This is a genomic window from Paractinoplanes maris (assembly GCF_023544465.1).
Classification (GTDB): Bacteria; Actinomycetota; Actinomycetes; order Mycobacteriales; family Micromonosporaceae; genus Actinoplanes; species Actinoplanes maris.
This window is the reverse complement of the sequence record NZ_JALPVL010000011.1, coordinates 36108-49035: the sequence shown is the minus strand read 5'-3', so window position 1 is coordinate 49035 and position 12928 is coordinate 36108. Positions and strand designations below refer to the sequence as shown.

12 protein-coding genes are annotated in these 12928 nt (G+C 72.6%); 6 read left to right on the top strand and 6 right to left on the bottom strand.

The features are described from left to right. Positions 1-126 precede the first annotated feature (126 nt). Positions 127-876 (bottom strand): lytic polysaccharide monooxygenase, encoded by a 750-nt coding sequence (locus NAG42_RS29650; RefSeq protein ID WP_250035159.1) that lies wholly within the window; start codon positions 874-876, stop codon positions 127-129. Between the two features lie 131 nt (positions 877-1007). Here NAG42_RS29650 and NAG42_RS45110 point away from each other — a divergent pair, with 131 nt between their 5' ends. Next, positions 1008-2255, top strand: coding sequence for a sensor domain-containing phosphodiesterase (locus NAG42_RS45110; protein WP_250035158.1), 1248 nt, complete (start codon positions 1008-1010; stop codon positions 2253-2255). 10 nt (positions 2256-2265) lie between these two features. Here NAG42_RS45110 and NAG42_RS29640 read toward each other — a convergent pair whose 3' ends face one another. After that, positions 2266-3216, bottom strand: a complete 951-nt coding sequence (locus NAG42_RS29640) for a hypothetical protein (protein ID WP_250035157.1) — start codon at positions 3214-3216, stop codon at positions 2266-2268. Positions 3217-3226: 10 nt separating this feature from the next. Beyond that, positions 3227-4666, bottom strand: a complete 1440-nt coding sequence (locus NAG42_RS29635) for a helix-turn-helix domain-containing protein (protein WP_250035156.1) — start codon at positions 4664-4666, stop codon at positions 3227-3229. Positions 4667-4777: 111 nt separating this feature from the next. Here NAG42_RS29635 and aceA point away from each other — a divergent pair, with 111 nt between their 5' ends. The 4 genes from aceA (at position 4778) to NAG42_RS29615 (ending at position 9332) form a co-directional block, all read left to right on the top strand. Then, positions 4778-6067 carry an isocitrate lyase gene (gene aceA, locus NAG42_RS29630; RefSeq protein WP_250035154.1) on the top strand — a complete coding sequence of 430 codons (1290 nt, stop codon included), beginning with the start codon at positions 4778-4780 and terminating at the stop codon, positions 6065-6067. Continuing rightward, entirely contained in the window at positions 6067-7692 is a 1626-nt protein-coding gene (aceB, locus tag NAG42_RS29625) for a malate synthase A (RefSeq protein ID WP_250035153.1), read from the top strand. Before aceA ends, aceB begins: the two co-directional genes overlap by 1 nt. 256 nt (positions 7693-7948) lie before the next feature. After that, on the top strand, positions 7949-9106 hold the full coding sequence (locus NAG42_RS29620; RefSeq protein WP_250035495.1) for a hypothetical protein: 1158 nt from the start codon (positions 7949-7951) through the stop codon (positions 9104-9106). Between the two features lie 16 nt (positions 9107-9122). Then, positions 9123-9332, top strand: a complete 210-nt coding sequence (locus tag NAG42_RS29615; RefSeq protein ID WP_250035152.1) for a hypothetical protein — start codon at positions 9123-9125, stop codon at positions 9330-9332. Here NAG42_RS29615 and NAG42_RS29610 read toward each other — a convergent pair. Then, positions 9314-10168, bottom strand: coding sequence for a phosphotransferase enzyme family protein (locus NAG42_RS29610; protein ID WP_250035151.1), 855 nt, complete (start codon positions 10166-10168; stop codon positions 9314-9316). The genes NAG42_RS29615 and NAG42_RS29610 overlap by 19 nt on opposite strands. Continuing rightward, positions 10165-11007, bottom strand: coding sequence for an alpha/beta fold hydrolase (locus NAG42_RS29605; RefSeq protein ID WP_250035150.1), 843 nt, complete (start codon positions 11005-11007; stop codon positions 10165-10167). The genes NAG42_RS29610 and NAG42_RS29605 overlap by 4 nt, the downstream gene beginning before the upstream one ends. 77 nt (positions 11008-11084) lie before the next feature. On the opposite strand from NAG42_RS29605, the gene NAG42_RS29600 reads away from it, so the two are divergent. Continuing rightward, complete coding sequence (locus NAG42_RS29600) at positions 11085-11621, top strand: GNAT family N-acetyltransferase (protein ID WP_250035149.1); 537 nt, start codon at positions 11085-11087, stop codon at positions 11619-11621. Here the strand turns inward: NAG42_RS29600 and NAG42_RS29595 are convergent, their stop codons facing one another. Beyond that, the gene (locus NAG42_RS29595) at positions 11622-12878 is read right to left on the bottom strand and encodes a hypothetical protein (protein WP_250035148.1); all 1257 of its coding nucleotides are present in this window, start codon (positions 12876-12878) and stop codon (positions 11622-11624) included. Positions 12879-12928 lie beyond the last annotated feature (50 nt).

The window sequence follows — 12928 nt, the reverse complement described above, 5'->3', positions numbered from 1 at the left end:
GTCCAGGTGTCGTCTGGGTGTGCGCCGGAAAGGCCCGAATACCGGTGTTGTCTTCGGGCCTTTCCGGCGTGCGGCCAGGCGGCGGCTGGGCCACGCCGCAGCCCGGCTCCACTCCTGAAACACGCCTTAGTTTGCGGCCCACAGGGCGGGGACGTTCGGCGGCTCCCAGCCGGCCAGCGCGGTGTGCGCCTGGCGGCAGGTGTACGAGCGGCCGTTGTAGGTGACGACGTTGCCGGGCTGGTACGCCGTGCCGGCGCGCCACGTGCCACTCGCGGGCGGCTGCGTGGTGGGCGGGGTCGTCGGGGGCTGGGTGGTGGGTGGCGGCGTCGTCGGGGGCGGCGTGGTCGGGGGCGTGGTGCCGCCACCGCCGATGTTCAGGTCGACGCAGGCGTAGAACGCCATCGCGGTGTCGGCCACGTTCCACCGGGCCAGCACGGTCTGGCGGCCGCTCAAGCCCTTCATGTTGACCGCGTGCGACTTGGTCGCGCCGGGCTGCGCGCCGCCGTCGTTGAACGAGGCGAGCAGCGTGTTGCCGATGAAGTACTCCCACGTGCTGGTCGAGTGGCGGGCCGTGAGCACCCAGTTGAACGTGACGTTCTGCCCGACCGAGGCGGCCGGCCAGTTGCGGCTGTTGTCGTTGAGCACGGCGAACCGGCTGCCGCCGCCGTTGCACTGCTTGGAGCCCTTGGCCGCCTCGACGCTCTGCGGCTCGTAGACGATGTCGCCGCAGTTGGCGACGGCACCGCTGGCGCAGTTGGCCTGGCGGCTGGGCGGGTTGGAGATGTAGCCGTGGGCGGAAGCCGGGGCGACTCCGACGGTGAGGGCGGCCGCGGTGGCGGCGACGGTCAGTGCGGGAAGGGTGAACCTGCGTCTCATGAAGGGGTGCTCCTCTGCTTCATGGGGGATGACCAGGTGGAGATATCGACCAACATAAGTTAAAGACTGTTAACAGTAAAGAGCGTCGCGTCTTTTGTTAACCACGGACCTCGGCGGCCGATGAGAAGCCCGTGCGAGATATCCATGAGGTGCTCGACCATCGGGCCGTGACGACCCTCTTCCAGCCGCTGGTCGAGATGTCCACCGGACGGGTGCTGGGTTACGAGGCGTTGAGCCGCGGCCCGGCCGGCAGCCCGTGGGAGCAGCCGGGTGCCCTCTTCGCCGCCGCCCACGAGGCCGGCCGCGACAGCGAGCTCGACTGGATCTGCCGGGCCCGCGCCTACGAGGGCGCGCTGGCCGCCGACCTGGACCCCGGGCTCACCCTCTTCGTCAACATGGAGCCGTCGGCCGCGGGCACCCCCTGCCCGCTCGACCTGGTCCCGATCATCGAGCGCGCCCGCCACCGCCTGCGGGTGGTCACCGAGATGACCGAGCGGGCCATCGCGGCCGATCCGTCGGGTCTGCTCAGCGCCGCGGCCGCGGTCCGCGCGGCGGGCTGGGGTGTCGCCCTCGACGACGTCGGCGCCGACCCGATGTCCCTCGCGCTCATGCCGTTCCTGCACCCCGACGTGGTCAAGCTGGACATGGGCCTGCTGCGGGCGCCCGGCGACCCGCACACGGCTCGCGTGGTGGCCGCGGTCGCGGCGTACGCCGAGGCGAGCGGCGCGGTCGTACTGGCCGAGGGCATCGAGACCCCGGAGCACGTGGCGATCGCCCGCACGATGGGCGCCACTGTCGGTCAGGGCTGGCACTTCGGCCGCCCGGCGCCCCTTCCGGCCCGCACCGGCGTGACCGCCACGCTGCCGTTCATCCCGCCACCGCCGCCGGAGAACCGCACGCCGTTCGCCGTCGTGGGTGCCCGCCGCCCGATCACCACCGCCACCAAGGCGCAGCTCATGCCGATGAGCCGGCACCTCGAGGCGCTGGCCTTCGACGGCGGCGAGCCACCGGTCCTGCTGGCCTGCTTCCAGGAGGCCCGGCACTTCACCCCGGCCACCGCCCGGCGCTTCGCCCGCATCGCCGGCGACAGCCCGCTGGTGGCCGCGCTCGGCAGCGGGCTCACCGACGAGCCGATCCCCGGGGTGCGCGGTGCCTGCCTCGAGGACGACGACGCGCTGCGCGGCGAGTGGAACGTCATCGTGGTCGGCCCGCATCGGGCGGCCGCGCTGGTCGCCCGCGACCTGGGTGACACCGGCCCGGACTCCGAGCGTCGCTTCGAGTTCGCCCTCACCCACGACCGCGCCCTGGTCATCGAGGCGGCGCGCTCCCTGCTCGGCCGCCTCGCCCCGACCCGCTCGCCCGAACTGCAGCCGGCTTAGCAGGCCCGGCTCAGCGGGGCCGGCTCAGCGGGGCCGGCTCAGCGGCGGCCAGCCTCGGGGTGGCCGCGATCGCCTCGGCCAGGCGCACCAGCGCCGCCCAGATCACGGCCACGGCGACCGACCAGATCACCAGGGTCAGGTCGGAGTCGGCCGCGTTGACCGGCTCGTTGCCGGCCAGCGCGGTGAACGGCTGCCCGGCCTGGAGCAGTGCGAAGAGCAGCACGAAGCCGACCGCGATCAGACCCACCACGTGCAGCGCCGCCACCCCGGCGGCCCGGCGCGCTCCGGCCCACGGTTTGCGCAGCAGCACGACGGTGGCCGCGCCCAGCGCCATCAGCCCGAATGTGACCAGCGGCGGAAGGGGCAGGCCGAACAGCGTCACTCCGACGGCCAGGCCGGCCACCACCGGCCACCGGCGCTGCAGCGTGCTCGGGGTCAGGGAGGCGAGCACGCACACGACCGTGGCGATCGCGCAGACGACGTAGGCGGCCAGCCGGGACAGGGCGAGCTGCGGCTCGGCATCGCTCGGCGACTCCAGCGCCACGATCGACCCCGCCGTGAACAGGCAGGCCAGCGGGATCCAGAGCGCCACCGGCCGGCCCGGTCGGCGCAACGCGGCCGGGATCGCCACCGCGGTCACCACCACACCGGCGATCAGCGTGGCCGGCAGCAGCGCCGGACGGCCCGGGTCGATCCGGTCCAGCACGATGTCGGCCGCCAGCCAGGGCACGGCCACGGCGATCAGCCACGACCGGCGGGACACCGCGGCCAGCACGGCCGACACGGCCAGGATCGCCGCCCACCGCACGTCGCGCGCCCAGTACGAATTGTTCTCGGCGCCCTCCCAGAACGGTGAGCCCGGCTCGCACAGCGGTTGCAGAACCGCCGTCCCGTACGCCCAGAGCCACGCCCCGGCCCAGCCCACCAGCACCGCGATGCCGAGCCGCACCCCACCGATCATGCGCGGCAGCTTAGACCCGCCGCTCCAGGAACTCGTAGACGTCCTGGGCATCGACGCCGGGGAAGGTGCCCGGGGGCAGGGCGGCCAGCAGGTGCGAGTGCACGCGGGCGCTGGGCCAGGCCTGACCGGCCCAGCGGTCGACCAGGGCCGCCGGTGGGCGGCGGCAGCAGCCCGGGTCGGGGCAGCGCGACACCGTACGCCGGCTGGTGTCTCCGCCGCGGAACCAGCGCGCGTGCTCGTAGGGCGTGCCCACGGTGACCGAGAACTCGCCCGACCGGGTCGACTCGATGTGGACCGTGCACCAGTAGGTGCCGGCCGACGTGTCGGTGAACTGGTAGAACGACGAGTACGGGTCGTCCGAGCCGAAGATCGTGCGGGACGCCCACTTGCGGCAGATCGGCTGCCCCTCGATGGCCCCGGTGACGTCGGCCGGGAAGCGGACCCCGTCGTTCTCGTACGCCTTGTAGACGATGCCGTTCTCGTGCACGCGGGTGAAGTGCACCGGGATGCCGAAGTGGTGGGTGGCCAGGTTGGTGAACCGGTGCGCCGCCGTCTCGTAGGACACCCCGAAGGCGTCCCGGAAGTCGTCGATGGCCAGCGCCCGGTCGGCTTTCGCCTCCCTGAGGAAGAGAACGGCGAACTTCTCGGGCATGAGCAGCGCCGCCGCGAAGTAGTTGGCCTCGACCCGCTGCCGCAGGAAGTCGCCGTAGCCGGCCGGCTCGGGGTGCCCGAGCACGAAGTGGCCCAGCGTCTGCAGCACCACCGCCCGCGGGTCGTGGCCTTTGCCGCTGGCCACCTGGGGCAGGAAGATCTTCCGGTTGACCAGGTCGGTCACCGAGCGCGTGGACCCGGGCAGGTCGCTCACGTAGTGCAACGAGAAGCCCAGTTGCGCGGCGATGTCGAGGATCCCGCGCTGGGACAACGGGCCGGTCGTGTGCTTCACCGACCGCAACACCTCGGCCGCGGCCAGCTCGATCTCGGCGAAGTAGTTGTCCCGCTCGCGCATGTCGATCCGGAGCTGCGCGTTGGCCCGCCGGGCCACCTCCGGGGTCGCGCTCTGCTCGGTCAGCAGCCGGTTGAGCTCGCGGTGCAGACCGACCAGCGACTCGAGCGCGTCGGCGGGCAGCCGGCGGCCGCCCTTCACGACCGGCAGACCCAGACCCGCGTACGCCGGTGACTGCTGGAAGTGGGCCAGGTCGATCTCCAGCCCGGCCCGGCGGGTCGGTGCCTCCGGTCGCAGCAGGTCCTGCACGCCGACGCCGAGCGCGCTCGCAATCCCCTGCAGCACCGACAGCTTGGGCTCCCGCTTGCCGTTCTCCAGAAGCGACAGCTGCGAGGGCGCTCTTCCCACCGCCTCACTGAGCTGCTCGAGCGTCATGCCCTTCGATTTGCGCAGGTGGCGCAGGCGTTGCCCGAGCGTTACGAGATCAACTTGATCGGAAGCGGTCACGGGTTTTGACGCTAGCAGAAATTCGACGTTTCTTCTGCTCACAAATGTCTTCAGAGAGGCTGGTGGGGTCCGCGAAAGTGAAGTTCTTCCACCAAGCGGAGGTATGGAGAGATGACTGATCAGCTGACCGAAGTCAGGGGCGGTACCGCATCGGACCTCACTCGGGCGTGGGCCGGCGATCCCCGGTGGCTGGGTATCAAGCGCACCTACACCGCGCACGACGTGGTCAAGCTCCGCGGCACCGTCCAGGAGCGGCACACCCTGGCCGAGCGCGGCGCCGAGCGGCTGTGGCAGCTGCTGCACAGCGAGGACTACGTCAACGCGCTGGGCGCGATGACCGGCGGCCAGGCCGTGCAGATGGTCCGGGCCGGGCTCAAGGCGATCTACCTGAGCGGCTGGCAGGTCGCGGCCGACGCCAACCTGGCCGGCGCGACCTATCCCGACCAGTCGCTCTACCCGGCCAACTCGGTGCCCGCGGTGGTCCGCCGGATCAACAACGCGCTGATGCGGGCCGACCAGATCGACACCGCCGCGGGACGCCACGAGCGCGACTGGTTCGCCCCCATCGTGGCCGACGCGGAGGCCGGCTTCGGTGGCCCGCTCAACGCGTTCGAGCTGATGAAGGGCATGATCGCGGCGGGCGCGGCCGGCGTGCACTGGGAGGACCAGCTGGCCAGCGAGAAGAAGTGCGGCCACCTGGGCGGCAAGGTGCTCATCCCGACGGCGCAGCACATCCGTACGCTGAACGCCGCTCGCCTGGCCGCCGACGTGCTCGGTGTGCCGTCGCTGATCATCGCGCGCACCGACTCGCTGGCGGCCGACCTGCTGACCACCGACGTCGACGAGCGCGACCAGCCGTTCCTCACCGGCGAGCGTACGGCGGAAGGTTTCTTCCGGGTCCGCAGCGGCCCCGAGGCGGCGATCTCCCGCGGGGTGGCCTACGCCGACTACGCCGACCTGCTGTGGGTCGAGACCGGCAAGCCCGACCTGGAGTTCGCGAAGTCGTTCGCCGAGGCGGTGCACAAGGAGCACCCGGGCAAGATGCTGGCCTACAACTGCTCGCCGTCGTTCAACTGGAAGCGCAACCTCGACGACGCCGACATCGCCCGGTTCCAGAAGGAGCTCGGCGCGATGGGCTACAAGTTCCAGTTCGTCACGCTGGCCGGCTTCCACGCGCTCAACCACTCCATGTTCGAGCTGGCCAAGGGATACGCGTCGGACGGCATGACGTCGTACGTGAAGTTGCAGGAGGCCGAGTTCGCGGCCGAGGCCGACGGTTACACCGCGACCAAGCACCAGGCCGAGGTCGGCACCGGCTACTTCGACGCCGTCTCGACCGCGCTCAACCCTTCCTCCTCCACGACTGCCCTCAAGGGCTCGACCGAGACGGAGCAGTTCTGATGGCCGCCGAGGAAATCACCATCACCGGTACGCAGGACGGCCGGTACGCCGAGATCCTGACCCCCGAGGCGGTCGCGTTCGTGGTCGCGCTCGACCGTGAGTTCGGCGCCCGCCGCGTCCAGTTGCTCGACCGGCGCCGCCGCCGGCGCACCGCCCGCACCGACGAGCTGGACTTCCTGCCGTCGACCGCCCACATCCGCGACGATCCGTCCTGGACGGTCGCGCCGCCGGCGTCCGACCTGCTCGACCGCCGGGTCGAGATCACCGGCCCGCCCGAGCGCAAGATGACGGTCAACGCGCTCAACTCCGGGGCCAAGGTGTGGATGGCCGACTTCGAGGACGCCACCTCCCCCACCTGGGAGAATGTGGTGCTCGGCCAGCTCAGCCTGCGGGACGCGCTGGACGGCAAGCTCGACTTCACGGCTCCCGACGGCCGCGAATACAAGGTCAACGGCTGGATCCCGACCATCATGGTGCGGCCCCGGGGCTGGCACCTGCCCGAGAGCCACCTGCGCATCGGTGGCCGCCCGGTCTCGGCGGCGCTGTTCGACTTCGGGCTCTACATGTTCCACTGCGCCCAGCGTCAGCTCGAGCGCGGCAGCGGGCCGTACTTCTACCTGCCCAAGCTGGAGTCGCACCTCGAGGCCCGGCTGTGGAACGACGTCTTCGTGTACGCCCAGGAGGCGCTCGGCATCGAGCGGGGCACCATCCGGGCCACCGTGCTCATCGAGACGATCACCGCCGCGTTCGAGATGGACGAGATCCTGTACGAGCTGCGCGAGCACTCGGCCGGCCTGAACGCGGGCCGCTGGGACTACCTGTTCAGCATGATCAAGAACCGTCCGGACGTGGTGCTCCCCGAGCGCTCGCAGGTCACGATGACCACGCCGTTCATGCGGGCCTACACCGAGCTGCTGGTGCGCACCTGCCACCGCCGCAACGCGCACGCCATCGGCGGCATGGCCGCGGTCGTCCCCAGCCGCGAGCCGGTCGCCGCCAAGCGGGCCCTCAACCAGGTGCGCCAGGACAAGCGGCGCGAGGTCGGCGACGGCTTCGACGGCTCGTGGGTCGCGCACCCCGGCCTGGTCGACACCTGCCGCGAGGTCTTCGACCAGTGGCTGGGCGACGAGCCGCACCAGATCGTCCGCAAGCGCGAGGACGTGCAGGTCACCGCGACCGAGCTGCTCGACGTGCGCACCCTCGGCGTGCAGGTGAGCGAGGTCGCGCTGCGCACCAACGTCAGCGTGGCGCTGCGCTACATCGCCGCCTGGCTCGACGGTCGCGGCGCGGTCGCGCTGAACGGCCTGATGGAGGACGCCGCCACCGCCGAGATCTGCCGCGCCCAGCTCTGGCAGTGGATCCACTCGGCCACCCCGACCGACTACGGCGTGCCGGTCAGCTCGGCCCTGGTCACCCGCATGCTGCGCGAGGAGCTGGACGTCCTCAGCGAGACCGGGGCCCTCGACGAGGACGCCGCCCGGCGCTTCGGCCAGGCCCGCACGCTGCTCACCGTCCTGCTGACCGAGCGCACCTGCCCCGAGTTCCTGACCCTGCCGGCCTACCTCCGGCACCTGTCCGGCGGGTCCCCCGCCCCGGCCCCCGCGCAGGCGACGGTCGCCGTCTGAGCCTGCCGCGGTAAACACCGCGGGCCCGGGGTTTCCGGGTCCGCGGTGAACGGCGCGGGCCCGGGGTTCCCGGGTCCGCGGTGAACGGCGCGGGCCCGGGGTTTCCGGGTCCGCGGTGAACGGCGCGGGCCCGGGGTTCCCGGGTCCGCGCCGCCGCGTCTCAGGGCCCGGGCGCGATCGGCTCGGACTACCCCTTCCGGGGGTGCCGTGCGGCGCCTAGAGTCGGCCGGTGCTCAAGCGGCGACTGGCGATCCTGATGACGACGGCCCTGGTGCTGAGCGGCTGTGCCGACGAACCGGAGCCGACCGCGCCGGCCGCCGCGACACCGGCTTCGATCTCGGGTTCGGTCCCGGGTCCGGCCCCGGCCTCGGCCGCGCCGCCGAAGTCGACTCGTGCGACGCCCCGGCCGTCCGTGACCAAAAAGCCGGTGAAGGCCCTGCCCAAGCCGGGTAACCCGGCCGGCCGGGCCAAGCTGCCGACGGAGGCGCGGCCGGTCGACAGCAGCAAACCGGATCGGACGATCGGCACCGGCACCGCGGCGAGCTGCACCTCGGCCGCGGTGGTCAAGGCGGTCGCGAAGGGCGGGGTGATCACCTTCGACTGCGGGCCCGAGCCGGTGACGATCACGATGACGGCCACCGCCAAGGTGCGCAACACCAGCTCCACCGTGGTGCTCGACGGGGGCGGGCGGGTCACGTTGAGCGGCGCCGGCAAGCGGCGCATCCTCTACCAGAACACGTGCGACGAGGCCCAGGCGTGGACGACCTCGCACTGCGACGACCAGGCGACCCCGCGTCTGACCGTCCAGAATCTGGCTTTCACCCAGGGCAACAGCACCGGCGTGACCGCGGAGGGCGGAGGCGGCGGCGCGATCTTCGCTCGCGGTGGGCGGCTCACGGTGATCAACTCCCGCTTCACCGGCAACCGCTGCGACCGTACGGGTCCTGACCTCGGCGGCGCGGCCGTCCGCGCCCTCGACCAGAGCGGCGACCGGCCGGTCTACGTGGCCGGCAGCACCTTCACCGGCGGAGTTTGCTCGAACGGCGCGGCCCTGAGCAGCATCGGCGTCTCCTGGACGGTGCTCAACAGCGTCTTCACCGGCAACGCGGCGGTCGGGCGCGGAGCCAACCCGGCTCGCGGCGGCACCCCGGGCGGCGGCAGCGGCGGCGCGATCTACCTCGACGGCAACACGTTCACGCTGACCCTGGACGGCACGGTCATCCGGGACAACAAGGCGGCCGAGGGCGGCGGCGCGGTGTTCTTCGTCAGCAACGACCGCACCGGCAGGCTGCGGATCCGCAACTCGACGCTGCGGGACAACCCGAGCGCCGGCTTCGAGACTGCCGGGCTGCCCGGCATCTTCTACCTCGGGCAGGGCAAACCCTCGGTCAGTGGCTCTACGCTCCGGAAGTAGCCACTACTATCTGTTTGTGGACGATCCGGGCGACGACTCCGAGTGGCCGTTCGAGGGCTCGCATGCGAACACTCCGCACCGGCGAGGCTGGCCCTGGGTGATCGGCCTGATCATCGTCGTGATGGTGGTCTGCGGCGGTGCCGTGCTCGCGCTGAACGCGTGGGTGGGCCGCGAGCTCGACAAGACCGCCACCCAGCCGGCACCCGCTCAGAAGAAGGCTCGATAGCTGTGCCAGCGCGCGGTCTCGTCGTTCTCGAGCACCGACCGCAGGCGCTCGGCGAGCTCGCGGGCATCAACCGGGTCGGCCGGCGGGCGGGGCAGCAGGTAGACGGCGAGTTGCAGATCACGTAGCCGCCGCAGGGCCGGCCACGACGGGGCGCCGAGCAGGTCGAAGCCGTAGCGTTCGGCCAGGGCGTCATAGGCACCGCGGTCCCGCCCGAACCGGACGACCCCGTGCGCCGCCGGGGCCAGGTCGACCTCCCGCGGTCCCCAGGCGACAGTGTCCAGATCGCCGAGCAGGACCCGGCCGTCGGCGGTCCGCAGCAGGTTGCCGGGGTGGGCGTCGCCGTGCACCGTCCCGTACGGCAGCGTCCAGCGCACGGTGGCCAGCTCCCGCTCGATCTCGTCGCAGCGCTCCAGCAGGCGGCCCACAAGGTCGTGCGGCACGGGTTGCAGGAACGCGCGGATCGCCCCGGCCAGATCCCAGGCGGGCAGGGCCTCGGGAACCCGGACGGCGTGCAGCGCGGCCAGTGGACCGGCGAGCTCGGTCGCGGGCAGCCGCCCGGGCAGCGCCGGATGCAGGACCCAGGCCGTGGCCCACCAGCCTCCGGCCGTCACCGGCTGGGGCACGTCCGGCACGAGCTCGGCCACGGGCACACCGGCCACCGCCAGCTCGCGGGCGACGCGGACGAGGTGATCGGCGGGCGTGGACGACAGCCGGAGCATCACGCCGGCCCCGGGCAGGCGGTAAAGCGCGTTGGCCGCGTGCTGCACCAGCCGCGCGTCGCCGCCGTCGATCCCCAGGGCGGCACAGACCTCGGCCACCACCTCACCGGGGATCACGTCCGGTCCAGCGCGGTGCGCAAAGCCGGCCCGAACTGCTCCGGCGCCTCCAGCCACGGTGCGTGACCCGCCCCCGGGATGATGACCACGTCGCAGCCGAGCCGCGTGCCCAGGCGGCGCAGGGCTCCGGCCGGACGGCTGTCGCCGGCGCCGCCGATGATCACCGTGGCCGGCGGCCGGCGGTCGCGGAGCTCGTCGAGGTGCGCTTCGAGCGGGTCGGCTCGCGTCGCCGCGTTCAGCTGGGCGTTCATGGTGTAGTTGACCGGCCGCACGGTCCGCGCCGAGGCCAGCGCCCACTCCCAGGCCCGGGCGCGGTCGGCGTGATCGGTGAACCACGACAGGGCCAGGAACTCGATCTCCTCGGCTTCGGTGCGCGCCGCCAGGCCACCGAGCTCCGCCAGCCGGGCCTGCTGCCGAGCGGTGCGGCGCTCGCGTTGCGTGGCCCGGTCCGCCTCGCGCCACGGCTCCAGGAACGGCCCGGCGATCGGCACCATCCCGGCCACCCGCTCGGGATGGGCCAGCAGAAAATACGAGGCCAAGTTCGTCCCGTACGAATGCCCCGCCAGCACCACCCGGTCGTGCCCCCACGCGTCGAGCAGCGACACCAGATCCCGGACATGACGGGCGACCGTGTGCGGGCCGTCCCAGGGCGACCCACCGGTGCCGCGCTGGTCATACCGGTGCACCACGCACCCGTCGCGGGCGAGCGCGGCCACCGGGCCCAGATAGTCGGGCAGCCCGGGCCCGCCGCTGATCAGCACCACCGGAGTGCTCCCGGCACCGGTCGTCCACGTCCGCAGCCGCACACCGTCGTCCATCGCCACCCCGACCGCGCCCATGGGCCGATCGTAAGACGGCCAGCCCGCCGCGCCAGCCGGTGCGGCCCGGCCAGTGGCAGCGGCCGTAGATTCGGGCCATGACTGAGTTGATCGTGCCGACCGCCCGGCTGCACGCGTCGTGGCTCGAGGCCCGGGACGAGTGGGCGCCCGGCGTCCGGATGGACGGTCACGGCGTACGGGAAGGAGACATCCTCGAGGCGGCGGCGGACTTCACCGCGTGGGTCGAGCGGCTGCGCGACGCGGAGACAACCGCGATCCCGTTCGGTGACGGGCCGGTGCTCTGCACCTACCGCTGGATCGTCGAGGGCGACCGATACCTGGGGGCCGTCGCCCTGCGCCATTCACTCAACGAGCTGTTGCTGAACATGGGCGGCCACATCGGCTACGGCATCCGGCCGTCCGCCCGGCGCCGGGGCCTCGCGAGCTGGGCGCTGAGCCGGACCCTGGAGACCGCCCGCACGCTGGGCCTCGACCGGGTGCTGGTCACCTGCCGACCGGACAACATCGCCTCGGCGCGCACGATCGAGAAGCACGGCGGCGTCTACGAGGACACCCGCACCACCGGGCCGGACACGGTGAAGCGCTACTGGATCACCCTGACCGCCGACCGGTAGTCAGTCCGCTTTGCGGTGGATCGTGTAGTGCAGCACCAGGAACGGGAGTCCGTACAGGGAGAACGCGTGCTCGGCCCGCAACCGGCCGCCCTCGGTGTGGACGTCGAGCTGCTCGGCAAACCCGGGGACGGCCAGCGTGGTGAGCTCGCGGGATCCGGGGTCGACGTAGGTCAGGTAGTGCCCGGGGTGGGTCAGCTCGCTGTGGCTGGTCAGCACCAGGCCACCATCCGGACGGGGCAGCGGCTGCAGGGTGGCGGTGAAGCTGCCCTGCGGCACCGGGAAGCCGACACTCACGAAGCCGTGCCCGTCGTGCCGGTAGGTCGTGTAGATGCCGACGTAGATCGGCTCGTCGGTGTCGGCGAAGGAGCGGATCCACCCCCGGACGCCGATCAGATCGGTCCCCTCGGGCGTGATGGTGTCGATCCGGCTGCGGACGCCGCGCAGCGTCTCGCGCTGGTTCATCGGGAGGTTCGCCTGGCCCAGGCGCCGTGCCACAAGCGTGCGGTAGAGCAGGTAGCCGGGCCGCACCCAGAGCCGCCACTCGGGCACGATGTCGAGCCGGAACCGGGTGGTGTGCTCGTAGAACTCCCGCACCAGCGGGTCGGTCCGGGCCGGGTCGAACCGCGGGCCGGCCAGGTCGTCCAGCGAGGCGACGATCCCCACGTCGCGGGCGTCGGCCTCGTACGTGCCGCCCAGCACCTCGGCCAGCTCCCGCACATAGCCGGTGCCGACATATCCCGTACGCGCCTCGAGCGGCACCACGAACGGGAGCTCCTCGGCCCCGGCCCGCTCGGCCAGCAGATCCACCTGGGGCTCGCGGAACAGCACCGCCGACAGCGCCCGGAAGGCGACCACCGCGCTCGCCGCCACCACGGCCGGCGGCGCGTCCCCGCCCCGGGCCAGCCGCCACGCCGTCCCCACGGCCGCACCGACCACCGGGCCCAGCACCACCTTGTGCGGGCGGAGCCCGAGGGCGCCGGCCACCGTGCCGGCGGCCACTCCCGTCGGCACCGGGCCGGCCCCGGCCAGCTTCCCGCCGATCGCCCCGAGGGCCCCGCTCATCACGACCCGCGACCACCACGGCGGGATCTCGCCGGGCCGCTGCCCGGCCCGGGCCACCGCCTCGGTCACGGCGAGCGCCACGGCACCGGCCCCGGCCCCGCGGCGGCCGGCGATCGAGGCACCGGCCAGCGCTCCCACGGCCGCGGCGAAGGCGATCCCCCCGGCCCGCTGACCGAGCCCGTCCCGCTTTGTCATGGGCGCACGCTAGCAAGCCGCAGACCGGTTCGGCGCACGGGAAACGGGCA